We start from the raw sequence: 24460 nt of genomic DNA, 5'->3' as shown, positions 1-24460 counted from the left end.
TCCCTCCCTTACAATGTCGGCTTCTTCGTGTGATAGTCTGTTGCTTGTTCAAACGCATGAGCAACACGGTAAACCGTGCTTTCATCAAAGTGCTTTCCGATAATTTGCAAGCCAAGCGGCAATCCGTCCTGGAAGCCACAAGGTACTGAAATACCTGGTACCCCCGCAAGGTTTACTGGAATCGTCAAAATATCGTTCGCATACATCGTTAATGGATCCTTCGTGTTTTCACCAATTTTGAATGAAGGCGTCGGTGACGTCGGTCCAATAATGACATCATATTGATCAAAAATCTTCTCAAAGTCTTGTTTAATTAATGTACGAACTTGCTGTGCTTTCTTATAATAGGCATCATAATAGCCTGAGCTTAACGCAAACGTTCCTAGCATAATACGACGCTTCACTTCATCGCCAAACCCTTCTGCTCTCGTTTGCTTATACATATCGAGTAAGTTATCGGCATTGTCGGTACGATAGCCATAACGAACACCATCAAAGCGAGAAAGGTTGGCTGAAGCTTCTGAAGAAGACAATAAGTAATACGTTGCTAGTGCATATTTCGAATGTGGTAGCGAAACTTCCTCCCACGTAGCACCTTGTCCTTCAAGCACCTTCAACGCATCAAGAACCGATTGCTTAACTTCCTCCTGAACCCCTTCTCCTAAATACTCCTTAGGAACTGCAATCCTTAAGCCCTTCACATCACCGGTTAAAGCCGATAAAAAGTCAGGCACTTCAACATTGGCTGATGTTGCATCCATTGGATCAACACCGACAATTGATTGTAATAAGTACGCATTATCTTCAACCGTTTTCGTAACAGGTCCAATTTGATCCAAGGATGAAGCAAATGCCACTAGTCCAAATCGTGAAACACGACCATATGTAGGCTTCAAACCAACAACACCGCAATACGCAGCAGGCTGACGAATCGAACCTCCCGTATCTGAACCTAACGTAAACGGAACTTGTCCAGCCGCAACAGCTGCTGCTGATCCTCCACTTGACCCACCAGAAACATGATCTAAGTTCCAAGGATTCTTCGTTTCTTGGAATGCAGAGTTTTCTGTCGAAGACCCCATCGCAAACTCATCCATATTCAGCTTACCAATAGTCACCGCTTGTGCGTCAGCTAGCTTTTGCACAACAGTCGCATCATAAATCGGATCAAAGTTCTCTAAAATTCGACTTGAGCAAGTCGTTCGTAAGCCTTTTGTTACGATGTTATCCTTTACCCCAATCGGCATACCAAATAAAAGCCCGCGCTCGCTGTCTGAACCGAGTGCTTCGTCCAATTCTGCAGCATAGGCACGCGCTTTCTCTTCGTTTAACGTAACGAATGCTTTTACCTTGTCATCTGTTTCAGCAATACGCTTGTAAGACTGATCGACTAAATCAGAAACGCTAATTTCCTTCTTATGTAACATGTCATGAAGCTCTGACATTTTATGATCAAATAATGACATCTCGCTAACCTCCCAACTATTCGATAATGGATGGAACTTTAATTTGGCCATCCTCATGATCAGGCGCATTTTTCAATACTTCTTCTACTGGTAGCCCTTCACCCGCTTTATCCTCACGTAACACATTTTTCATATTTAAGACATGAGTCGTCGGCTCGACACCTGTTGTATCTAACTCATTTAATTGCTCTGCAAACGTAATAATCGCATCCAATTGCTCTGTAAACATCTTCGCTTCTTCCTCCGTAATCGCTAACCGTGCTAAGTTGGCGACATGCTTCACTTGCTCCTCTGAAATTCGAGACATTCTTGCTTCACCTCCAAAAAAAGTTCACACGTATTGACAATACTATTAATGATACCAAATTCCTTTAGTGTAGGCAATAAAGGGGGACAAACTTGCTATCTTCTAATTAGTTATTGACATTTCTTTTTTGTATGCTGTGTTACCAACATTGTTATTGTGTTTCTAACTTTTTTTCCAACGTCAGTACGGAATCATCATTTGTAGTGTTGGTTTACTCGTCTTACATTGAGACGTGTAAGAGTACATTAACTGTAGTGGGCTGCCATGGAGGAAGATCGTTCCTTTGGCAGCCCCTTCTTTTTGTCGTTTATTTAATGCTACATCCCTCTACTACCACAAGGCGTCAAACACATTACTGTCAAAGTGATTAGTATCAATGTTGCATGTTTGTGCATCAATTCCGTATTGCCAGCCAGCGATTAACGCTCCTTCAGGTGCTTCGGGATCGTATTCTGGTGCATTTTCTTCTGTTGTAATACCAATATTCGGTGAAGACGTCCACACATAATTGTTTTCTAGTAAGCTAGAATTCTCCTCGACAGCCGTTTCATAGGCCGTATACAGTTCACGATCGGGATGGAAAATTCCATACACACCGGATTCATACTCCGAATCTTCTAACGTATCGTACCAGCCTAGTAGGAAGTCAGCATCAATGGGATAGATCGGTTCCACATTAGCAAATATGGCTACCCCTTCTGGAATATCAAACTCCCTAGCCTTTTCAATCGCCGCTGTCGCTTCGCTTTGTCCTTTTTCATAACTAGTCGCATCCGTGAAGTGATTCCAAATAACCATAATATCAATATCATTTTCGTGCAAAAATTCCACTTCTTCGTGAGTCAATCCATAAGAAACCCCTTCTTTATCTCCTAAATATCTGGCCCATACTTGTGGGTCCCCGAAATTCTCGCGAACACATGAAAGCATGTCGTCTGTTGTCAAGCTTGCTGAGTCAACTCCCCAAACGGTATCAGGCATTTCACCATTAGAAGCTTCACCGTTCCCATTCTCTTCCTCACTGTCTGCTTCATCGCCGTTACCGTTGCCACTTCCATCCGTATCGTCTTCTCCATCGCCACCTTTTCCTTCTACGTGATTGACAATGTCATTTTCTACATGGACATCAACATTCACTTCTATGTTGTTCGTAATATGATTCGTAACCGTGTTGTTTGAACCTATAATATTATTTTTCACTTGATTATCAACGGTCGCATTGTCTCCGCTCAAGTGATTTTCAATATGATTACCTATATCACCATTTTCACTGTTAATAGTATTTTCAACGCTATTATTGATCTCACCATCGCTTACATTCACTTCATTGATGATGGAATTGTCAACATTTCCTGCATCAGCATTTACCTCATTCGTTATCGTATTACTTAAATCACTCTCTTCACCGTTGGATTGTTGTGAGTCATCTGAAGCAGTGACTGGATTTGTCCTATCGGCACTTCCATACATATAGAAGGTGAACGCAGTGACGACAATTAAGACGAAAGACAATACATATGGCAACATTTTATGCGTATATCTCACTCTCTTCCCTCCTTTACGTTCGTTATCATCGTACGTAAAGCAAGAAAGCTAAGTGAGTGCCATACAAATTTTTGGGCATTTGTCTAGTCGTGATGATAGTTACACTTTCATGAATGATACTCTCTTTGCATGTAGAGCCAAAATATAATAAGAGGTGTTCCAAAAGTTTTATAATAACCTTTTGAAACACCTCAATGTCGTTGCCTTAGATGACAAGGCTATACGTTCTTCTTTGTATTCACGCAGCTACTTCAACGAGCTCGCTTCGTATATGACTTTACCCTCTTTATCAATATGAGCTTTTATATTTTCATTAGTGATTGCTTCGTAGTGAAGCACATCGAAAAAATACGGTAAAGGATATTCCTCATTTAGTAAATCGGATAACTTATATAATGTCTCTGACGTAATTTCTTTTCCTTTTATAGCAAGATCGATATCAGATCCTTTTTTGTAATTACCCATTGCTCTACTTCCAAAAATAACCGCATATTCAATTTCACTAAATTCGCTTATGGCCCTATTTATATAGTCTAAATCACTCTCAATTAGTCCAAACATATCATCGTTCCTTTAATAATTTGTTATATAGGTTTCTAAGTAAAGGTACAAATTGTTCTTGTATTTCTTTCACTAACTTTTCCGCTAGCTCTTCATCATAAGTATGGCTTGTCAAATTCCGTTTAGCAAGCGCATCCATCCAAAGGTGCCCATCTTCAATCAACTCTATCTGAAAAGCTTGTTTAATGCATTCCCTGGGACTTTTTGCGATATAACCCTCTGACTCCAAATAATCCTTCAATACCTTCCACGCCAATTCAAAAGTAGTTTCAAAAAATTGAATCATACCTGCTTGTTCTAATTCTGTCGATATGGAGCTATTTGCGTATTTTTCTAGGAGTTTAAAAGACTTTTCAAAATTCTCAAACCTTTGTTTCCATCGAATACTTTTCATTTCATCCATGTTTTTTCACTCCATGTTTAGATTGGAATCTAACAGTCCTTGCAAAAGTCTTATACACTGATCTTATTATACATTAAACAATCATTCTTAAGAAACCATCTCGTCGTTTGATTAATAAAAACAACAAGGTGCTACAAGCGAAGTTTTAACAAAACACACTAGAAAGAACTACATAATAGGACACCTCTAAACAGTTACTCATAAAAATTGTCACCGTCAAATACACCTATGACCTAGGAGTATTTGACGGTGACCTTATGTCATTCCCTATTCGCCTGATACACTTAATTTCTTTCGACTCTCTAAAAAATGGAGCGTATTAATGTTTGTCTGAATAAGCCCCATCGAGATTAACCAACCACCGAAAGGGATTAAGCTACAAATGAGACAAAGAACCGATTGATCGCTTATTCCTTTGTATCCCTCCCATTGAGCATAATTATAGATTTCTTTAGCGGTTTTAAAGTTCCAATACACTAAATAAATACCGATTGTAATAATACCTAGAAACACAACCATTCCAGGAGTAGGTTTTTCCTCTTCCATATGTTTTGATGTCTCAAATACCCAATAGAAATAATAGATATTAAAGGTGAAAATGCATAGTAGGTACAACGTTAATAAATGTCTCTCTATTGTCTTCATTGCCTACTCCTTCTATCAATCAAACTTCGCTGCTTTTTCCATGAATTTCTTACCGCACTCATGGCATTGATATTGCATTTTATTCATACCAAATATCCCAGTCGTAATGGTCCATCCTCTTTTCTTTTTTGTTAGATCGCTGCTTTCACAATATGGGCACTTCGCTTGTTTTGTTTCTACTGTCATTTGGGTTCTCCTTTATTGTTAAATATGTAATTAATAGACTGAATGCTATGAGTCGATACTGTTTTAAAGATTAGTAAAGGTATAGTAGAGTTTCAGTACATACGTGATCCTTTAATCATTCCCATAACGTCATGATGCATATCCACGACTCTTTCAACAAGTCAAACCAATCTTAACCCATGGTAGTGGGTTAAATCCTAAATCGACTAACCAGATTATTCTATTGGCCCCATAAATTCAGTAATAATCATAATATGTTCTTTTAATTTGACTTTTTTTAAGTTTTCTACTTTTTCTGCTCCACCTAAACCTAGGAGGGGGGTGTAGCCGAAGCATTCGTCATAATCCAACTCATTATACTGTTTAATAGCTTCAGGATAAGGTTGCCAAGACAAATCTTCGTCTCTAAATTCCATATCTTCAATATTTTGAAAGAAGAATTCAAATGTAAACATAATTGTCTTTACTACACCATACCTGTAATTAAGGAGTCTAACATATCCATCTGACCAAATAACTAAGTCACCCATACCTGTAGCAAACAACACTACTGAATCCTTGTATCTTTCACTACTACCCTCCAAAATTTCTTTAAATTCCTCTGGATTTACACTTTTAAAATACCCTTGCATAAATGTACCAAATCCATAATTACTCCATAAATCTATCATTTCATTTGGTACCAGTTGTCTATATTTCCCAATGATTTCACTCGGAACTTTATTATGCAATTTAAAATCTTTTAAAAATTGTTCCATTTTAAACCCTCCCACTAATGTGTTAATTTCACTTTCAAATAAGTGTTTTTCAGTTGTTCTGGTGTCATACTTTTTGCTAATTCCTTGATTTGTTCATCAACAATATCAATCCTATACCGCCATTGACTACCTAATGATGAATTAATTCTTTTATCTCCCAAACCTCCTATTACTTCTGCCTTTCCACCTGCTATCTGGTCTGGGTTATGAAGTGCAGCTTGATTATCTAACCACTCCTTAGCTTGTTTCTTTGCTTTCGATAACGTTAATCCTTCTCTTTGTAGTTCATTTATCTTTTGTACATAAGCTTCTTCCCTAGCAGCTTGTTGAGCTGCATTTCCCTCTATTGCTCTACCTTCAGCAATATATTTTTCTCTATTTTTTAGATATTCGTCAACAGTTAGCTGGTTCATGCCTGTTTCTTGATCTTTTAATTGTCTCGCAAACTCTTGTTGGTTGTGCTTCGGATTTCTAGTAAAATTCACTTCAATTTCTTTTATTCTCGGTACGTCATCTAATTGTCTTCCCGTTCCAACAGGTACATTAACGCCACTACCACCAGAACCCACACTACTCTTCATCCAATTCGCCAATCCACTCGTCACATTTTCAAGCGTGTGGGCGTTTTCGGCTGGGATTCTTGACATTGTCCCCATCAAAGACAAAGCCAATTTACGGACAAATGATTTTTGGTGAATGGCTTAATGGAATTATTAGACCAATATCAACGTCTTGACCGCCATAATCGGCTTGTGTTCAGCACCACCACATAATCAAGTTTGACAGACGAAAGGTGAGCCAACATTTCCTGTTAGCCCACCCTGTCAATTTCTAATGCTTCTTCATTCGGTTTGGCGCCACTAATTCCCTCATCTCTAAAAATATGAATCAAGTTTAAGCCTTGTTCCTTACAATATGTTATGTCGTCCAAAGAATGGAATTTCCATAAAAAACTAAAAACACCTATTACCTATTAGACAATCAAGTGCTTTTAGTATATTAAATAAGTTTGACTGATTTACAAGCATTGGATCAAGGTATTGTTACTAACTTAACCAGTATCTATTCTGTTAACATATTTAGAAATTCTTCAAAGCTATTACTTATAATATATGTTACAGGATTTAAATCTGAAGACTCTTCATGATTCCAAACGCATACAATAGGCTCTTCAACATCGTTACGATAATCTAAGCAAACAAAGTCACCTGCAAATAAAACAGCTATTGGTAACAGTTCAGTACCAACTAAATTTTCATCAAAAACAATTCTTTCGTCTAATTGTGTTCTAACTACTCCTATATCATAATACTCATCTTCTCTTTCCCCGGTTACTTTTAAAATACATAAAAACCTATCAATCGCATAAATATGGTTATTATGCTTAAAACTATCCTTTATAGGCGTACCACCATTATATTTTTTTATAAATTCTTTATACGTCTCTGGTAAATTTATTCTCCACTTACCTTCCCTTTCAGAAAGCAAAGTATCGTCTGGTAAGGGATAAATTATTGATCCATCTTTAAAGTCCATTTCTATACCTCCTCAATATTATTATCTTGGAGCGTCGGCCCACATACCTTTTGTCCTTCCACCATTATGAGGTGTAATATTATGAATTCCAAAGGGGACTAGCTCCATTTTACCAGGAATCTCCGTATGATGCCATGTCATTCCTTTTCTTGTACCACCTATTTGTTCATCTAACCACTTAAACTGTTCTTTATCTGAAAATCTCCAAAATTTTTCGGGTAGCTGAACAGTTTCTTCTACAACACCCGCACTTGCAAAGTCGGCAAATCCATACCTCATACCATCTGCTTTAGTAACCTTTATTTCAGGAATATGTCCTTTCTCTATAGCCATTTCTTTTATCTTTCTTTTTTGAGCAGAAGACAAACTATCGCCAACAGGAATAGTATCATCCCAAGACCAAGGTTTGTTTAAATCAACATGTTCTTTATATACTTTTGCATAGTCTTCAATGACTTCATCAAATTTTTTATTGCCCTTTATAAAATCATCAATATTTCTTAAATTAGTTTCACTAACTCCCTTACCTTTAACCGTACCCTTACTACCAACCCCACTTCCCACACCATCCACTTTCCCCACACTACTCTTCATCCAATTCGCCAATCCACTCGTCGCATTTTCAAGCGTGTGAATGTTTTCGGCTGGGATTCTTGCCGAAGCGCCTATTCCATCAAGGGCCAATCCGTTTTGCGGGATGGCGTTCTTCATTGACGTGAGGCCTTTATCTCCTAATCTCGCCATATCCGTTACGCTATCAGCCACTCTCGTTACGGCATTCGCACCTTGGTCCTTCAGGAATTGGCCGGCGCTTCTTAAGCGCGCATCGGCTTGTTTGCCTGCGGTGACGACGACGTCTTGGACGGTGCGCATCTGTTGTTGCGCGGATGACGTTAGACGTGCTGTGAGAGCGGTACGTGTTCCTGCTTGGGCAAGGTCACTTCCAACATTGACAGTACGAGCGACCGTACTAAATCGTTTCACCGCACTTACACCTGGAATAATATCAAGCGGCGCCAGACCTCCACGGAGGAGACGTTCTCCTGTATCTATTTCTCGGCCTGATACCCAATCGGTTCCAGACACAGCACTGCTTAACTCTAACGTACCATAAGCTACGCCTAATGCCAATCCAGCAGGAGGACAAATGATTGCCGCCCCGATAATGACGACCGTTGCGGCGATGCTCACCCAAAACTCCTTCGTGATTTGCGAGTCTTTAATTGACGAGTATTCAAAGGCGTTCATATTCACAGCCGCAAGCTGGTAATCTTCATAGGTGATTTCTTCGTTTGACACTTGTCCTTGCCAGAGCTCATATTCAAGCTTCATTTGTTCGGCATAGAAGTTGTCACCGTTAAAGAGGTCCTCTAATCCAATTTCCTTTTTTTCGATGACATGTTCTTGCCGATAACCGCCATAATAGGAGATAATTGTATCCGTCGCGCCAATTCGATTGTCGGTCGTATAATGGGAGATCGATGCATCTCGCATTTTTTCAACGAATGAATCGATCTCCTTATGAAAAGGTTCATCTATCGTCTCATTCACCACTTTGCCGACGTCTTTCGAGAATTCCGTCAGCACTTTGAAATCCTCGAATAAATCTTGGTATTTGCTCTCTTGGTTTCGATGAGCCAACGAGATCACACCATCGCTATCAAACTTTGATAAATCAGACTCGACTTTATCCATCAGCTTGGACAGATCCTTCAAGTCATCAATGGCTCCTTTTCCCCACCTACCTAAGCCGATCAAGTCGCGCAATCCGCTATTCATTTGTTCCCAGTCTGCTTGCTTAAATTTTACATCCATCGTTAAACCTCCAACGCTGCAATGATTTGTTCTGCAATCGCTTCGTCGGTTTCGATCATTGTCACTAGTATGTCTACAACGAGAGTCGACGCCCGGACATAGTTATCGAGAAGATCCTGAAATTTCTCATTCGCCTCTGGATAGACTTCCATCGCCTCGATCGCTTCGCCCGATTCATAGAAGCGAAGACGACTAAGCTCCTTAATCGCTGGTAAAGCTTCACTTTCAAGCTCAACAATAATATCAGCTAACTGATTGTATACAGACGTGATAACATCCGGATCAACCGTAATACCAGCTGATGCTCCATGAGCAGGTAAATGCGCCATCTATTGACCCTCCTTATATGGGAATTCGAGCTCATCGAATAACACCTTCATCAAATAATATTGACTTGCATAATAGTAGGTTTTAGTCACCGTATCGACCATAATTAACTGATCTTGTTTCGTAAAAATAAGCCATTGCTGATAGTGCGCTATATTCGTGATCACACGCGGAATTTCATTCAGATGGAAAACTTCTAGGTTCATGATTTCTTCGTTAGGTTCATATTGTTCAAGCTCGATTCGTTCTTTTTCTGGTACTTTTTCTTTAAGAAATGTTCGTTCCTTCTCTTGAGGGACTCTTGAAATAACCGGGAGCTTCTCGGCTAACATTTTTAATACAAATGGTTTGGCCATGACCATTAGTTTATAAGTCTTTTGCTCTTCTACTTCAAGGAGTAGGATCACATCATCCTTTGGCTCTTCTTGAAACGCAAACATCGCATTATGAATGCGGACAAATTTTTTACTATTATAATAGGTTTGTAGAGTTTGAATGATGATCGCTCCGCTTTTTGTTAACTTTCCTTCCTCTGATAAAATGCCTTTTTCCTTTAAAGCGACATGAGCTTCTTTAAAAGGTCCCTCTCCTTGTAATTGATACCTCTTCTTATCTGGCAAGCCAAAAAGGGCTTGACCCCCAAAGGCTGACGCTAATAAATAAAGCTCAGGTACACGAAATGTATCCGTATCTGTTTGGGTACTCATCATAACCGCTTCACTTTCCTTACAAGAGCATGATGACGAAAATTATTTTTATAGCTATCAATATTTTCCAACGCTTGCGTTTGTAACGGAGCCGCCTCTTTTAATTCCGCGTGGTATTGTTTAATGATGTCTAAATAGCTCAGAAAGCTATCGCGTGCACTTCCCTTCCAATTCGCTGATTGAACAAAGGAATGGAGCGTTTCGCATTTCGAATAAGCTCGATCAATTGATCGTTCTAGCTTTCTCGCCTCTGCTTGTGCTGTTTGTAATCGGCGATCATGAATGATCGTATCCTTTGACATCGGTTTTCCCTCCTATTGCCAGAATATCATTATTTTTTCGCTTCTTGTTCCTCCCTAATGGCTTGGTTTCGGTAGTGCAAATACTGATCATATGCTCGATTAATTGCGCGAACAAGGTCTGTTCGTTTCGCCTTTTCGTCATTTAAATACTGATTAAAATCGTCATTTAAGCGACGACGAGCAGGAGTGAAATCATTTGACGGAATCACATTTTCAGATAAAAAAGGAACAGCGTTACGATAGCTGGAATAGGCAGATTCTGCATCTCTCACTATGCGATCGTGGTCATTCTTCGCATCCTGTAATCGTTCATACAGCTTCCAATACTCATCTCTTTTTATCTCAGTATCTGTTTTAAACCAATTAAACAATCTCAATCACCCCTTTTAAAACACCACTTACCGTTTCATTTTCGTCCCAATAAATAGACAGTTTTTCACAAGAATAGATTACCTTATAGGCCTTTTTTTAACAAATAGTTATGAACAGTTTTATGAAAGAGTTTATAATTAAAACAGAACTTTTGGCACTGTATCCATTCATACAGCCAAAAAAACAAACCGATATTCTCATGACTTATGATCCAAACCCTACTTTCTCATTCTGTATATCTCCTCTATAAATGCTCAAAAGGACAATTCACCTATTTTTTTTGATACTTTCACATAAAGTACAAAACTACGCATTATTTTACTCGATGTCTCAGTCCATTCATCATACTAGTTTTCATATTTTTTTATCATCACAAATTATATATACAACAAATAACCCACTCCGCTTTTAGACACATGGAGTGAGTTATTTTGATAGACATTTAGCGTATTATATTGCGGATAAAAATGTCCCCAAAGATTGGATCACTTACCTCGATCCTTTAATATAAGGTTTTCCGATTGCCTTCGGTGTATCAGCGCGACCGACAAAGCCTGCGAGTGCGAGAATCGTCAGGACATAAGGAGCAATATGCAGAAATACAGTTGGGACGTTAGCGAATAATGGGATTTGCTGTCCAGTAATGCTTAGTGCTTGTGCAAGCCCGAAGAACAGGGCCGCCCCTAGTACGCCAAGTGGGTGCCACTTCCCGAAGATCAAAACGGCTAATGCCATAAACCCTTGTCCGACTATCGTATTTGCTGAGAAATTCCCTGATATCGTCACAGCATACACACCGCCACCTAGTCCACCTAATGCTCCACTTAACATCACTCCGATATAGCGCATACGATTAACTCGAATTCCCATCGTATCAGCTGCCATCGGATGTTCACCTACAGACCGGAGCCGTAATCCAAAAGGAGTATGGTAAACAACATAGAGGACGACAAATACGAGTGCAATAGCTATGATTGATGTCAAATACGTCCTCGAAAAGAACAGCGGTCCAACGACTGGAATATCGCTTAACCAAGGAATATCGAAACGATATAATCGATTTTGTATAAAATCGGTTTGCCCCTTTTGATAGAAGAGACGAACGAGAAAGACGCTTAAGCCAATCGCTAAGAAATTTAACGCGACACCACTCACAACCTGATCAGCTCGAAATTGTATCGAGGCCACCGCATGAAATAAAGAGAAGATGGCACCAAATAAAACCGCAACGAGTAACGCTAGCCACGTTGAAATGGCGCCGAGCCCCATTTGCTCTAACGTTAATGTCATCACAATCGCCGTGAAAGCCCTCATTACCATTAACCCTTCAAGTCCAATATTTACAACACCTGAACGCTCACTAAATAGCCCACCAAGTGCTGTTAGCATCAACGGAGCTGCAGCATAAATTGCTGCCGGAATGATTAATGCTAATATTTGCATGACATCCACTTAAATCCCCTCCTTTTTCACACGGTTAATGATCCAATAAATGAGATAGCTTGAGGCGACAAAGAAAATGATGAGCGCAATAATAATATCAATCAACTCCGCAGGAATTCCTGCCTGTGACTGCATCGTAAGCGCTCCTATTTGTAAGCCTCCAAACAAAAAGGACGATAGAAATACGCCAATGGCAGTATTTGCTCCTAATAAGGCGACTGCAATTCCATCAAAGCCCACGCCTGTAAAACCAGACATAATATTCATATAACCGTATGTTCCTAGTCCTTCCATTGAACCAGCCACGCCTGCAAAGCTGCCGGCAATCACCATCGAAAGGGTAATATTCCTTTGAACATTCATCCCTGAATACCGAGATGAATGTTGATTAAAGCCAACCGCTCTTAGCTCAAAGCCTGTAGTCGTTCGCCATAAAATAAACCACATAAGCACACACAATGAAACGGCAATAATAATGCATAATGCAAGCGAGAATAGTCGGTTAACTCCTTCAAAAAAGTAGAAGCTAAAGACGCACTAGGAGCAATGGTATCCGTTCGTTCTCCAGGCACAATTAAATAAGCACGAATTAAATAATTCACCGAATAAAGAGCGATATAATTCATCATAATGGTCACGATAACTTCATGAACATGATAGCGCGCCTTTAAAAAACCTGGAATAAAGCCCCATAGCGCTCCTGCAACGGCTCCCGCTAATATAGCAAGTGGTAGGTGAATAATCATAGGTAGATCTAACACAAGACCAACATAGACTGAAGCAAGCCAACCGACAATGAGCTGCCCTTCTACTCCGATATTAAATAAACCTGTTCGAAAGGCGAAGGCTACAGATAATCCTGCTAATATAAGCGGAGTCATCGAACGAATCGTTTCACCGATATAATAAGGATCACTGAAGATGCCTCGTAGCAACGCTTGATAGCCAACGAGTGGATTATAACCACTAATGACCATCACAATCGCTCCAATCACAAGACCTAATAAGACCGCTATGATTGGAACAGATAACGACAATAGACGTGAAGAGGGTAACCATTTATTCATGACTTAGCTCCACCTCTTTCTTTTTTTGTCCTCCTGCCATTAAGAAACCCAGCTCCTGCTCATTCGTTTTTTCTGCATCAACTATATCAACAATCTTCCCTTCATATATAACCGCAATTCGATCACTAACATTTAATATTTCATCAAGCTCTAATGACATGAGAAGGACGGCTTTTCCTTTATCTCGCTCCACAATTAACCTTCGATGAATCGCTTCAATCGCCCCAACATCTAAACCACGAGTTGGCTGTGCAGCTATAAGTAAATCAGGTGAACGATCCACTTCACGGGCAATGATGGCCTTTTGTTGATTCCCACCAGATAACGCACGAGCTTGTGTATATTCACTTGGCGTTCGAACATCGTAATCCTCAATGAGCGCCCTCGCTTTTTTGTAAATTTCCGGGTAGTTTAATACACCTCGTTTAGAGTATGGCTTTTGGTAATACGTTTGCAGAACGATGTTTTCCCCGATTGAAAAATCGAGTACAAGCCCATGCTTATGTCGATCCTCTGGAATATGTCCAACTCCCGATTCTGTTACTTTTCTAACGGGTAAGTTTGTAATATCACGATCATTCAATGCTATTCGACCTGCTTCTACTTTTCGTAGCCCAGTAATCGCTTCAATTAACTCGCTTTGGCCATTTCCATCCACTCCTGCAAGCCCGACAATTTCCCCTGCTTTTAATTCAAGAGAAAGTTTACTCACTACTTCAATACCTCTAGCATCCTTCACAGACACATTGGAAAGAGATAAGATTGTTTGCTTCGGTTCTGCTCGTGTTTTTTCGACAAAAAAGTTTACATCCCGTCCAACCATCATCGCCGCTAACTGATCAGGATTTGTCTCCCTCACTTCAACCGTGCCAACGCCTCTCCCTTTTCGGATTACGGTACAGCGATCGCAAATGGCCATGATCTCCTTTAACTTATGTGTAATGAGAATAATCGATTTCCCTTCCTGAACAAGCATCTTCATTATGGATATTAATTCTTGAATTTCTTGTGGAGTTAGAACAGCAGTTGGTTCATCTAGTATTAAAATGTCTGTTCCACGATATAACGTCTTCAAAATTTCAACTCGTTGTTGCATCCCAACCGAAATCGATTCAATCTTGGCATATGGATCAACACGGAGTCCATAGCGATCTGAAAGTGCCTGAATCTCTTTAGCTGCTTTATCTAAGTGAATACGCCCCATTTTTTTCGGCTCATGACCAAGTATAATGTTCTCAGTGACCGTAAATGACTCAATGAGCATAAAATGTTGGTGCACCATCCCAATACCTAGTTGATCGGCCACATTTGGATCTGTAATATGTACATGCTCACCTCTTACTCGAATCTCACCTTTTTCTGGTTGATACAAGCCAAATAAGACGTTCATTAACGTCGATTTCCCAGCTCCATTTTCTCCTAACAACGCATGAATCTCACCTTTTTGTACTTGGAGCGTAATGTTATCGTTTGCCACAATCCCAGGAAACTCCTTACGAATTCCATTCATCTCAATCACATAATCTTTCACATAGCAGCCCCCCTAAAGAAAACACACTAGATCTTCTTTCAACAAAGCCGCCCGTCTATTTTCCAGAACGGACGGCTCTAATAATCATTTTGACTAAAGCGAGTCTAAGTATTGCTCGTATTCCTCATCCGTTTCAGGGACGTCGATGCTACCATCTAATATGTCTTGAATGTAATCTTCAATTGCGTTTAAAGCTTCCTCAGACATATTATCTGTTGTTGGAGCAATCCCAATGGCATCATCATCTAATCCGTACTCAAGAATTTCTCCACCAGGGAAATTCCCATTCATTGTCTGTTCAGAAACAAGGTACACGGCACGGTCAACCCGTTTAACCATTGACGTGAGCGTAACAGATTGATCACCTTCATAAATTCCTTCTTCGTGCTGATCACGATCCACTCCAATAACCCAAACGTCTTCACCATTACGTACACGATTAATCGCTTCATTAAATACCCCGTAGCCTGTTGCGCCAGCTGCATGATAAATAATATCAGCACCTTGGCTATACATCGTATTGGCAATTTGGGCACCAATCGTGTCATCATTAAAGCTTTCGGCATATTGAACCGTGATTTCTGCATCTGGATTAACAGCTTTCACTCCTGCTTTAAATCCATTTTCAAATTTTTTTATTAGTTCACTTTCAACACCACCGACAAACCCAACACGATTTGTTTCAGTTTGTAAACCAGCGGCTACCCCAACAAGAAAGGAACCCTCATGCTCTTTAAACGTCACATTTGCGACATTATCAATCGGATTATCATCATCACCTGTCACAACCGAATCAACTATAGCTAATTGAGCATCTTGATTTTGTTCAGCTACAGCTTTAATCGCATCATTCATAAGAAATCCAATTCCCCATACTAAATCAACATCTTCTCTTACTAAATTGCGAATGTTTGGTTCAAAGTCGGCCAAATCGCCAGATTGTACATAACGATATGCCGTTCCTTGTTCCAAGTCAAATTCTTCACCAAACTCTCTTAGCCCTTCCCAAGCTGACTGATTGAATGACTTATCATCAATACCACCAACATCTGTAACCATTCCAACAGTAAAGTCTTCTGCTGCTACTTCGCCTTGTTGTTCCTCAGCTGAATCATCTCCAGGTGTATCTTCAGCTATTGGCTCGTCTTCTCCAGTTCCACAGCCTGTTACCATAATCAAGCCTAGAGCTATAACACCAATTGCTTCCATCCATTTCTTCATCTTATTAACCCCCTTGACAGTAAATAAATCATTGTCCAATCTCTTATTTAGAATGTCGCAAAAAAAGGTCATTATACATGCTGTCTCCAACTGTTCCATTTCTTACAATATACACGAAACGGTTACATACTCTGCATAACTCCCCTTAAATGAACTTACTCCTCAAAAAGATCTCTAAATAAGAATTAATATGTAAAGAGTTCCATTTGAGGCACACATTATAAAGACGTTAAAATGACGCGTGAATTGGCACGCGTCATTTTGTTGTTTTAACACCTAAATGCAAGGATTTCCAATGATAACAATATTGATTCTACAATAAAAATCTGTTGTTGTATAGTACAAAATAAAACTAAGAAAACGCGACAGCGAGAGCACAGAAAAAGTCCTTTCTAGTAACTCAAAGAAGAGTAATGGCTCCGCTCGTTGCGCGCCTTGATTTGAGAAACCCACTCATATCAAGGCTTCAAAATCGGGCAACGGCTACGCACATTACTTAAAGGCCACTGAAAAAGTGAAAATCGCACTTTTTCAGTGGCCTCGCGACAGCGTCTTTTCGTTAAAGCGGCGCTCGCAACCGTTACAGCGGTTTTCAGTTCTTCTGAAATTGGGATTCTTTCAGAAGAACGTGTAACGTGCACTGAGCCGTCTCTCTGCTTTGAGTTTGCCTACACCTTCTATGCTTTTCCCACATGTCTCTCTTGAATTTTATACATTCTTATCTTTGAACAAATCCGACAGAGTCGCCCCCCCAAAACAAACCATTAAAATATATGAATGACTGGTTCTTCATTCGGATTCACAATGACGACACTCTCAACGTTTCCAGAAATGGATGTAACTTCAAGTGTGATTTTGTAGCCTTCATCAAAGCGTTGTTGAATTTGATTAGCGGCAAATTGCGTTATCGCAACAATTTCTGCTGTTCCTTGATAACGGATAGGAACCTCAATCGTTAGCTCTTGAATCTGGTTATCTAAATAACGACCTGTTCCAACTACACCGACATACGTATCAAAGAAGCCTTGAATATCATCACTGAAACGTTGAAATTGATCTGCCTCATTACGAACATTATTATTGGCGTCACGTGATGGGAATAAATAATACGTTTCATCAATTCGTTGCCAGCGATCAATACCGCTATTCGGGTCTGCTTTCGCCATTGCGATAAAGCGCCCAGGGATAGCTGAGTCACGCGGCTCTTCTTGAAACAGCGCAAATACAATCGGTATATCGTTAAAAGCTCCCTCTTCAAAATTCTCTGAACGGATACGCTCAAGCACACGCTCAGCTAGCTCTTGCCCTTCATTTTCGATCACATCATCTGGAATGTCCGTTTCGTAAAAATAATAGAGTCCTTCTTCATCTTCCACTCGGAAATTGTAGACGCTATTGAGCGATAGTCCAATGACAATTCCACCTAAATTAAATTGCCCATTTGAATTTTCTACTAAATAATTGTGCTCTAAAATATGTGATAACACACGCGGCTGTTCTTCCTCCTGCGCTCTTAAATCATCTCCATCTCCAAGTGGTGGATTCAAACCAGTAGGGTTATCTTCTTCATCATACCGCATCAACCATGCATTAAGTTGGCTCCGACGAATAAACTGCCCTTCACGAAAGAAGTACTCCTCTGGTTCAAAATACTCTTGTGCGATTCGCTGTAAACCAATTTCTAACTTGTCTAAGTCCAATCGGTTATACACAACCGAATTCCCAAATCCACGCGACTCTCCGTGAAGATAAGCACCATCATATAAGACACTACGATAATAGTTATCCGGCGTTACTAAGTGTGGTACAACCTCTACGACTTGTTCATCTGGATCTGTTACCTCTTCTCTCTCCCCTTCTTCATCTTCAGGAAATAATGAAAGACATCCTGACAAGATGATAGCTTGTAAGACAATCATCAAAATCCACAACGGCTTCTTCATGACCGTTTCCCCCTCTCCCTACTTTATTGTAAATGTTTGAGCATCTGCTCCTCATCCCAAATCTCAATCTGTAATTGTTCTGCCTTTTTCTTTTTCGAACCTGCCGCTTCACCTGCTATGACAAGGTCGGTCTTCTTACTTACGCTTCCTGTAATCTTGCCACCGAGTGCTTCAATCTTTTCCTTCGCTTCCTCTCGTGTTAACTGCTCTAGCTTTCCTGTTAAGACGACCGTCTTACCAGCAAACGGACTATCACTCTGTTCACTATCAACACTTTGTCGTTTAGGTCCTTTGTATGCAAGATTGACACCTAATTTTCTTAATTCTTCAAGTAGCTCTAACACTTCTGGCTTTTGGAAATAGCGGCGAATAGAAGCAGCCATTTTCTCACCAATTTCATTAACCGCCTCAAGCTCTTCTTCTGTCGCTTGAACAAGCTGATCAATCGTTTCAAATTCAATTGCTAGTGTCTTTGCCGCCTTTGCCCCAACAAAACGAATACCAAGCCCGAATAACAAACGTTCTAATGAATTTTCTTTAGACTTATCGATCGCTTTCAATAAATTATCAACGGATTTTTCACCCATTCGTTCAAGCTCCAGTAATGTGTCACGCTCAAGCTTATACAGATCAGCAACATCGCGAACGAGTTCATGTTCAAACAATTGTACAATAATTCGTTCACCTAGCCCATCAATGTTCATTGCATTTCTAGAAACGTAATGGATGAGTCCTTCTTTTATTTGAGCAGGGCATTGTGGGTTAATACATCGAAGAGCGACCTCTCCTTCTAATCGAACAAGCTCACTTCCACAATCAGGACAATGAGTTGGCATCGAAAAGTCCTGTTCCGTTCCATCACGACGCTCTGCTAAGACGTTCACGACTTCTGGAATAATATCTCCTGCCTTTTTAATAACAACAAAATCACCCAGCTTTAAGTCCTTCTCACGAATCAAGTCCTCATTATGCAAGGACGCTCGCTTCACAGTTGTCCCCGCAACCGTTACCGGTGATAAAAGGGCTGTTGGTGTAACAACACCTGTCCGACCTACACTTAGCTCAATATCCTCAAGCTTCGTTACGACCTCCTCAGCAGGAAACTTAAATGCCGTTGCCCAACGAGGACTTTTCGCTGTAAAGCCTAGCTTTTCCTGTAAGGCCAATTGATCGACTTTAATAACAATACCGTCAATTTCATAAGGGAGATCTGCACGTTTTTCAACCCATTCCTCTGTATAGTGAATCACTTCTTCAATCGTCTCACATCGTTTACTCTCACGATTAACACGAAAGCCAAGCTCCTGTAAATAATCAAGACCTTCACTGTGAGATTGAATCTCTTTTCCTTCAATCGAGCCAATGGCATACGTAAACATCGACAAATTCCGTTTAGAAGCAAGCTTCGGATCGAGCTGTCGTAATGAACCTGCTGCTGCATTACGAGGATTGGCGAACTTTTCGTCTCCCGATTTTTCCTTTGCTTCATTGAGCTTTTCGAATGAAGGCTTAGGCATGTAGGCTTCACCACGTACTTCAATCGTTACAGCTTCCTTCAGTTTTAGTGGAATCGCAGCGATCGTTTTTAAGTTTTCGGTAATATCCTCACCTATCGTTCCATCGCCTCGTGTTGCTCCACGAACGAAGCGACCTTCTTCATACTGAAGAGAAATGGCTAATCCATCAATTTTCAATTCACACGTATATCTAACAGAATCCCCGACCAATTGGCGTACTCTACGATCAAAATCGGATAAGTCATCAGCTGAGAATGCATTACCTAAGCTCAACATCGGAATGCGATGCTCTACTTTTTTAAAATGAGGTAGAGGCTCACCTCCGACACGTACAGTCGGAGAATCCTCTGTACGTAAGTCAGGAAATTCAGTCTCTATTTTTAATAGTTCGTGAAAAAATTGATCATATTCAGCGTCAGAAACGAGTGGTTGATCCAACACATAATAATGGTAACCATATTCCTCCACTATTGCTCGCAGCTCTTCCACACGTTTTTTGGCATCCTGTCGCTCCATTCTCTTCGCCCTCTCTATATTTTCGTAATGGGTGCAAACTTAGCAAATAATCGTTTTACACCAGTCGGATTCGGAAATGCAATGTCCAGCTCAAGCGCGTCATCGTTCCCTTTTATACTAACAACGGTACCAACGCCCCACTTTTTATGCTCGGCTTTGTCACCGACACTCCAAGAGAATTGGTCGCCACCTGTTGTCGATACGGTTGCTCTTGCTTGCATTACAGGAGGACGAGTTGCTGGCTTTGGCTTAGATGTATGTAACCAAGTCGGCTCCTCCTTCACCTCATGCAATGGCTCTATGCAAAGATCTGGGATTTCGGAGATAAATCGCGATGGAGGATTAGTGTTCGTTCGACCATATAACGTCCTCATTCGGGCATTTGTCATATAGAGCTGTTGCTCTGCTCGTGTAATACCTACGTAAGCGAGGCGACGCTCTTCCTCCATTTCATCCTGTTCAAATAGAGAGCGACTATGAGGAAATACGCCTTCCTCCATCCCAATAAGAAAGACTAGTGGAAACTCTAACCCTTTCGCTGAATGAAGCGTCATTAATGTAACTGCCTCTCTCGGTTTACCTTCGACATCTTCATCTAACTGATCAATATCAGCCACTAATGCGAGATCTGTTAAGAAGTTAATGAGCGATTTATCCTCATTTCGCGTTTCAAATTCATTCGTCACCGTTAGAAACTCGTCAATATTTTCTAACCGACTTTGTGCTTCAATCGTTTGTTCATTCTTTAGCATATCACGATAACCCGTGCGTTCAAGCAGTTCTTCAACAAGCTCTGTCACAGATAAATACTCTTGCATTTGCACCCAATGACTCACTTGCTCTGAAAAGTCCTTTAATTTGTTTGCTGTACGAGCTGGTAATCCCATTTGCTCGACTTCCTGTAATGCGGCAAAGAGAGATAAGCCTTGGTTCACAGCGTAATCCGCAACTTTATCAACAGTCGTTGCACCAATCCCACGCTTCGGCACATTAATAACTCGTTGTAAGCTAATATCATCATCCGGATTTGCTATTAGCCTTAAATAAGCAAGGACATCTTTAATTTCTTTACGATCATAGAATTTAGTGCCGCCGACCATCGTATAATCGATATTTGATTTCACAAAAAACTCCTCAATCACACGAGATTGCGCATTCGTTCGATACAAAATTGCAATGTCAGATTCCTTAAAGCCTTTCTCACGTACCGCTTCCCGAATCATTTCGACGACAAATTGAGCCTCTGACTGTTCAGAATCAGCCGCAAAATAGCCAATTTTGTTGCCTTCTTCATTATCCGTCCATAGCTTCTTCGGTTTACGATTACGATTATTTTCAATGACGTAATTAGCCGCTTGAAGAATTATTTTACTCGACCGATAATTTTGTTCAAGTAAAATAACAGTGGCATCAGGATAGTCCTCCTCAAACGATAAAATATTAGCAATATCAGCACCACGCCAGCGATAAATCGACTGATCCGAGTCCCCGACGACACAAATATTTTTATAACGATCAGCCAATAGATTCACTAGTACATATTGTGCACGGTTCGTATCTTGGTACTCATCGACATGAATATATTGAAATTTACGTTGGTAAAATTCAAGAACCTCTGGAACAATATGAAATAGCTCAATGGTTTTCATGATAAGATCATCGAAATCAAGCGCATGATTCTTTTGTAATTGCTTTTGATAGTCAATGTAGACATCAGCAGCGGTTTGCTCGAAAGGCCCTTGAGCAACAGCTGCATACTGATCGGGCTTTTTTAGCTCATTCTTTGCACTACTAATCATCCCAAGAATGCTTCGTGCATCAAATTTCTTCGGATCAATATTTTGCTTCTTTAATATTTGTTTAATAACGGATAACTGATCTGTCGAATCCAAAATAGTAAAGTTGCGATTATAGCCAATCCGATCTATATCACGTCGCAAAATACGTACACACATCGAGTGAAAGGTCGACATCCAAATATCTTCGGCAATCGGCCCTACTAATCCTGCAACACGTTCCTTCATTTCTCGTGCTGCTTTGTTCGTAAATGTAATCGCCAGTACACTCCATGGAGCAACTGCCTTCTCACGTATCAAATACGCAATTCGATGCGTTAGTACACGTGTTTTCCCACTACCCGCTCCAGCCATTAATAGTAACGGGCCCTCTGTATGGGTCACAGCCTGCCTTTGTTCCGGGTTTAAACCAGCGAGCATTTTTTCAATGATATTTGCTTGCATACTCCCACCACCAAACGAATGTTCTTATTTTTATCTTAACTCGTTATTCTGATTCAATCAATCATTGTTTCACAGCTTGAACGGTTTTCAGTGCCGCATCTAAATCATCATAGATGAAATTACCGACAACAATCACATCTGCAGCTTGAGCCATTTCCTTAGCTTGTTCAAGCGAACGAATGCCACCACCATAAAAAAGCTTTGTCTCGTTTAACACACTCGCAACTTCCTTCACAAGCGAAGCATCCCCATATCTTCCACTATATTCAATATAAAAAATCGGCATTCTGTAGAGGTTTTCAGCCATTCTCGCATATGCGACCACATCGTCTGTTGACAGCTGTGCATTCGCTTCTGTTAGCTTGGCCACCTTAGACTCCTCATTTAACACACAATATCCTTCAACGACGATTTCATCCCAATTCATAATCGCTCCATATTCCTTAACAGCTGCATGATGGTAGCCCGTAATCCACTTAACATGAGGGCTATTCAATACCGACGGAATGAAAAAATAATCAAAGCCTGGCGTAATCGCTTCAAGATCAGATACTTCTAACGCACAGGAAATCGGGTAACGCCTTACACGTGCTAATAAGTGTAACGTATTGTCTAACGTTACACCATCACTCCCACCGATAATAATGCCATCTGTACCTGATTCACAAACCTTTTCTAACGCTTCATCTGTTATGTCTTTATTCGGATCAAGCTTAAAAACATGGCGCCATTCCTGATACTCAAGCAAAACATTCAACTCCGTTTCTACTACATCTAAGCCTTCATTATATCAAATAAGCAAAACGTTGTCGTCTATTTAAGAAGAAAACACAAGTAGCATATTTTTGAAGTATTCAGCTAAAAAAAACGCATAACGTGCCAACGCTCTTCATTGAGTTAGCCCACTCTCTTCTTCAGTTCTTCTCACATTTCCTCGAATTTTACACTTTCTTACCTTCAAAAAAAGCCAATGAGGCTTATTGCAACCTCATTGGCTTTTTATTCCCATGACTATAATTCATCAAATCCATTATCACTTGAAACTTTTGCATATTGTCGTGATTTTTGTTCAAAGAAATCACTTTTTGCCATATTTACATCTTCGTATGCTTTAATCCAACGCATCGTATTCGTGCGGTGCTCAGGATAAATATGGTCGTATCCTAATTGCTTCACACGCTTATTGGCGATAAATTTTAAATACGATTCCATTTCTTCAGGGTTAATCCCTTCTAGACGGTCACCAATAATGTAACGGAACCAATTAATCTCAAGCTCAGTTGCCTTTTTGAAGGCATCTTCAACAAACTGCTTCATTTCCTCATTATCAAGCTCAGAATTTTCCTTCAGCAGCTCTTTGAAAATATTCGCAAATAGGTGAACATGAAGCTGTTCATCTCGATTAATATAATTAATCATCGTTGATGTCGAAACCATTTTTTGATGACGCGCTAAATTGTAGAAGAAGGCAAAGCCTGAATAGAAATTCAACCCTTCTAAAATCACATCATAGACAATTGATTTCGCTAATGACTCTGGCGTTGGATTACCGACAAATTCCTCATAACCATCTACAATAAATTCGTTTCTTTCTCTTAGAACTTCATCTTTCTTCCAATATTCATAGATCTCATCTTGCACAGACTTTGGTACAAGACTTGATAACACATACGAATAGCTTTGGTTATGGACAACCTCTTGGAATGACAACACACTCATTAGCGCCGCCATACTTGAATCTGTTAAATAATCGGCTACTCGTAACGTGTAATCGGTTTGAATACTATCTAAAAAAGCAAGAAGTCCAATAATTTTCTTGAACGCCTCTTGTTCATCATCGGTTAAATTCGGAAATTGCTTCGCATCATGGGTCATATTAATTTCAAAAGGTGTCCAAAAGTTTGCGAGCATATTTTTATATAATGGATATGCCCAAGAAAAACGTACATCATCCCAGTTTAGAACGTTAGAGCTTTCTCCATTAATAATCCCTGTTGATGCATTCGGTGCATGAATATCATATAACTTTCGTTGCTTCATTGTATCTACCAT

Annotated in this window: 23 protein-coding genes and 2 pseudogenes; all 25 read right to left on the bottom strand. The window is 40.1% G+C overall.

Going from position 1 to position 24460, the window contains the following annotated elements; all coding sequences use genetic code 11:
• Window positions 1–8 precede the first annotated feature (8 nt).
• Window positions 9–1466, bottom strand: coding sequence for an Asp-tRNA(Asn)/Glu-tRNA(Gln) amidotransferase subunit GatA (gene gatA / locus JCM9152_RS04035; RefSeq protein ID WP_035341248.1), 1458 nt, complete (start codon window positions 1464–1466; stop codon window positions 9–11).
• Window positions 1467–1482: 16 nt separating this feature from the next.
• Complete coding sequence (gatC, locus tag JCM9152_RS04030; RefSeq protein ID WP_035341245.1) at window positions 1483–1773, bottom strand: Asp-tRNA(Asn)/Glu-tRNA(Gln) amidotransferase subunit GatC; 291 nt, start codon at window positions 1771–1773, stop codon at window positions 1483–1485.
• Window positions 1774–2103: 330 nt separating this feature from the next.
• Entirely contained in the window at window positions 2104–3318 is a 1215-nt protein-coding gene (locus JCM9152_RS04025) for a glycoside hydrolase domain-containing protein (RefSeq protein WP_235715616.1), read from the bottom strand.
• A gap of 246 nt (window positions 3319–3564) precedes the next feature.
• On the bottom strand, window positions 3565–3879 hold the full coding sequence (locus tag JCM9152_RS04020; RefSeq protein ID WP_035341244.1) for a nucleotidyltransferase family protein: 315 nt from the start codon (window positions 3877–3879) through the stop codon (window positions 3565–3567).
• Window position 3880: 1 nt separating this feature from the next.
• Window positions 3881–4282 (bottom strand): nucleotidyltransferase substrate binding protein, encoded by a 402-nt coding sequence (locus JCM9152_RS04015; RefSeq protein ID WP_035341242.1) that lies wholly within the window; start codon window positions 4280–4282, stop codon window positions 3881–3883.
• Between the two features lie 267 nt (window positions 4283–4549).
• On the bottom strand, window positions 4550–4927 hold the full coding sequence (locus tag JCM9152_RS04010) for a DUF4234 domain-containing protein (protein ID WP_035341240.1): 378 nt from the start codon (window positions 4925–4927) through the stop codon (window positions 4550–4552).
• Between the two features lie 15 nt (window positions 4928–4942).
• The gene (locus JCM9152_RS22555; protein WP_156314976.1) at window positions 4943–5113 is read right to left on the bottom strand and encodes a hypothetical protein; all 171 of its coding nucleotides are present in this window, start codon (window positions 5111–5113) and stop codon (window positions 4943–4945) included.
• Window positions 5114–5328: 215 nt separating this feature from the next.
• Complete coding sequence (locus tag JCM9152_RS04005) at window positions 5329–5871, bottom strand: T6SS immunity protein Tdi1 domain-containing protein (RefSeq protein ID WP_035341238.1); 543 nt, start codon at window positions 5869–5871, stop codon at window positions 5329–5331.
• Between the two features lie 14 nt (window positions 5872–5885).
• Entirely contained in the window at window positions 5886–6518 is a 633-nt protein-coding gene (locus JCM9152_RS04000) for a polymorphic toxin type 15 domain-containing protein (protein WP_235715615.1), read from the bottom strand.
• A gap of 86 nt (window positions 6519–6604) precedes the next feature.
• Window positions 6605–6787 (bottom strand): annotated as a pseudogene (locus JCM9152_RS23120) (recombinase family protein); the annotation flags it as partial.
• A 146-nt stretch (window positions 6788–6933) separates the two neighbouring features.
• Window positions 6934–7407, bottom strand: a complete 474-nt coding sequence (locus JCM9152_RS03995) for an SMI1/KNR4 family protein (protein ID WP_035341235.1) — start codon at window positions 7405–7407, stop codon at window positions 6934–6936.
• Between the two features lie 21 nt (window positions 7408–7428).
• Entirely contained in the window at window positions 7429–9222 is a 1794-nt protein-coding gene (locus JCM9152_RS21725) for an HNH endonuclease signature motif containing protein (protein ID WP_235715614.1), read from the bottom strand.
• A gap of 2 nt (window positions 9223–9224) precedes the next feature.
• On the bottom strand, window positions 9225–9551 hold the full coding sequence (locus JCM9152_RS03980) for a hypothetical protein (RefSeq protein ID WP_035341232.1): 327 nt from the start codon (window positions 9549–9551) through the stop codon (window positions 9225–9227).
• The gene (locus tag JCM9152_RS03975; RefSeq protein ID WP_235715613.1) at window positions 9552–10259 is read right to left on the bottom strand and encodes a DUF5081 family protein; all 708 of its coding nucleotides are present in this window, start codon (window positions 10257–10259) and stop codon (window positions 9552–9554) included. It abuts the gene before it with no gap.
• Window positions 10256–10558, bottom strand: a complete 303-nt coding sequence (locus tag JCM9152_RS03970; protein WP_035341229.1) for a hypothetical protein — start codon at window positions 10556–10558, stop codon at window positions 10256–10258. Before JCM9152_RS03970 ends, JCM9152_RS03975 begins: the two co-directional genes overlap by 4 nt.
• A gap of 29 nt (window positions 10559–10587) precedes the next feature.
• A complete protein-coding gene (locus JCM9152_RS03965) occupies window positions 10588–10929 on the bottom strand; it encodes an EsxC family T7SS substrate (RefSeq protein ID WP_035341226.1) in 342 nt (113 codons plus the stop codon).
• Between the two features lie 490 nt (window positions 10930–11419).
• Entirely contained in the window at window positions 11420–12382 is a 963-nt protein-coding gene (locus JCM9152_RS03960; protein WP_035341223.1) for an ABC transporter permease, read from the bottom strand.
• Window positions 12383–13440, bottom strand: a pseudogene (locus tag JCM9152_RS03955) (ABC transporter permease).
• On the bottom strand, window positions 13433–14950 hold the full coding sequence (locus JCM9152_RS03950; RefSeq protein ID WP_035341447.1) for an ABC transporter ATP-binding protein: 1518 nt from the start codon (window positions 14948–14950) through the stop codon (window positions 13433–13435). Before JCM9152_RS03950 ends, JCM9152_RS03955 begins: the two are co-directional and overlap by 8 nt.
• Before the next feature lie 114 nt (window positions 14951–15064).
• Window positions 15065–16192, bottom strand: coding sequence for a BMP family lipoprotein (locus JCM9152_RS03945; RefSeq protein WP_035341220.1), 1128 nt, complete (start codon window positions 16190–16192; stop codon window positions 15065–15067).
• 764 nt (window positions 16193–16956) lie between these two features.
• Entirely contained in the window at window positions 16957–18135 is a 1179-nt protein-coding gene (locus JCM9152_RS03940) for a CamS family sex pheromone protein (protein WP_035341217.1), read from the bottom strand.
• Between the two features lie 23 nt (window positions 18136–18158).
• Window positions 18159–20168, bottom strand: coding sequence for an NAD-dependent DNA ligase LigA (gene ligA, locus JCM9152_RS03935; protein ID WP_035341214.1), 2010 nt, complete (start codon window positions 20166–20168; stop codon window positions 18159–18161).
• Window positions 20169–20182: 14 nt separating this feature from the next.
• The gene (pcrA, locus tag JCM9152_RS03930) at window positions 20183–22408 is read right to left on the bottom strand and encodes a DNA helicase PcrA (RefSeq protein ID WP_035341212.1); all 2226 of its coding nucleotides are present in this window, start codon (window positions 22406–22408) and stop codon (window positions 20183–20185) included.
• 61 nt (window positions 22409–22469) lie between these two features.
• Window positions 22470–23156 (bottom strand): heptaprenylglyceryl phosphate synthase, encoded by a 687-nt coding sequence (pcrB, locus tag JCM9152_RS03925; protein WP_035341210.1) that lies wholly within the window; start codon window positions 23154–23156, stop codon window positions 22470–22472.
• Window positions 23157–23419: 263 nt separating this feature from the next.
• Complete coding sequence (locus tag JCM9152_RS03920; RefSeq protein ID WP_035341208.1) at window positions 23420–24460, bottom strand: ribonucleotide-diphosphate reductase subunit beta; 1041 nt, start codon at window positions 24458–24460, stop codon at window positions 23420–23422.

The sequence above is a fragment of the Halalkalibacter hemicellulosilyticusJCM 9152 genome, assembly GCF_000513115.1.
GTDB classification, from domain to species: domain Bacteria; phylum Bacillota; class Bacilli; order Bacillales; family Bacillaceae_D; genus Halalkalibacter; species Halalkalibacter hemicellulosilyticus.
This window is presented reverse-complemented; position numbering and strand designations above follow the sequence as displayed.

Excerpts from the sequence above, each read along its gene's own strand:
- JCM9152_RS03945 (WP_035341220.1), bottom strand. The coding sequence starts at position 16,192 with ATGAAGAAATGGATGGAAGCAATTGGTGTTATAGCTCTAGGCTTGATT.
- JCM9152_RS04020 (WP_035341244.1), bottom strand. The coding sequence starts at position 3,879 with ATGTTTGGACTAATTGAGAGTGATTTAGACTATATAAATAGGGCCATA.
- JCM9152_RS04005 (WP_035341238.1), bottom strand. The coding sequence starts at position 5,871 with ATGGAACAATTTTTAAAAGATTTTAAATTGCATAATAAAGTTCCGAGT.
- JCM9152_RS03940 (WP_035341217.1), bottom strand. The coding sequence starts at position 18,135 with ATGAAGAAGCCGTTGTGGATTTTGATGATTGTCTTACAAGCTATCATC.
- JCM9152_RS04000 (WP_235715615.1), bottom strand. The coding sequence starts at position 6,518 with ATGTCAAGAATCCCAGCCGAAAACGCCCACACGCTTGAAAATGTGACG.
- gatC (WP_035341245.1), bottom strand. The coding sequence starts at position 1,773 with ATGTCTCGAATTTCAGAGGAGCAAGTGAAGCATGTCGCCAACTTAGCA.
- JCM9152_RS03950 (WP_035341447.1), bottom strand. The coding sequence starts at position 14,950 with ATGAATGGAATTCGTAAGGAGTTTCCTGGGATTGTGGCAAACGATAAC.
- JCM9152_RS04010 (WP_035341240.1), bottom strand. The coding sequence starts at position 4,927 with ATGAAGACAATAGAGAGACATTTATTAACGTTGTACCTACTATGCATT.
- JCM9152_RS21725 (WP_235715614.1), bottom strand. The coding sequence starts at position 9,222 with ATGGATGTAAAATTTAAGCAAGCAGACTGGGAACAAATGAATAGCGGA.
- pcrA (WP_035341212.1), bottom strand. The coding sequence starts at position 22,408 with ATGCAAGCAAATATCATTGAAAAAATGCTCGCTGGTTTAAACCCGGAA.
- ligA (WP_035341214.1), bottom strand. The coding sequence starts at position 20,168 with ATGGAGCGACAGGATGCCAAAAAACGTGTGGAAGAGCTGCGAGCAATA.
- JCM9152_RS03920 (WP_035341208.1), bottom strand. The coding sequence starts at position 24,460 with ATGGTAGATACAATGAAGCAACGAAAGTTATATGATATTCATGCACCG.
- JCM9152_RS22555 (WP_156314976.1), bottom strand. The coding sequence starts at position 5,113 with ATGACAGTAGAAACAAAACAAGCGAAGTGCCCATATTGTGAAAGCAGC.
- JCM9152_RS03975 (WP_235715613.1), bottom strand. The coding sequence starts at position 10,259 with ATGATGAGTACCCAAACAGATACGGATACATTTCGTGTACCTGAGCTT.
- gatA (WP_035341248.1), bottom strand. The coding sequence starts at position 1,466 with ATGTCATTATTTGATCATAAAATGTCAGAGCTTCATGACATGTTACAT.
- JCM9152_RS03995 (WP_035341235.1), bottom strand. The coding sequence starts at position 7,407 with ATGGACTTTAAAGATGGATCAATAATTTATCCCTTACCAGACGATACT.
- JCM9152_RS03970 (WP_035341229.1), bottom strand. The coding sequence starts at position 10,558 with ATGTCAAAGGATACGATCATTCATGATCGCCGATTACAAACAGCACAA.
- JCM9152_RS04015 (WP_035341242.1), bottom strand. The coding sequence starts at position 4,282 with ATGGATGAAATGAAAAGTATTCGATGGAAACAAAGGTTTGAGAATTTT.
- JCM9152_RS03980 (WP_035341232.1), bottom strand. The coding sequence starts at position 9,551 with ATGGCGCATTTACCTGCTCATGGAGCATCAGCTGGTATTACGGTTGAT.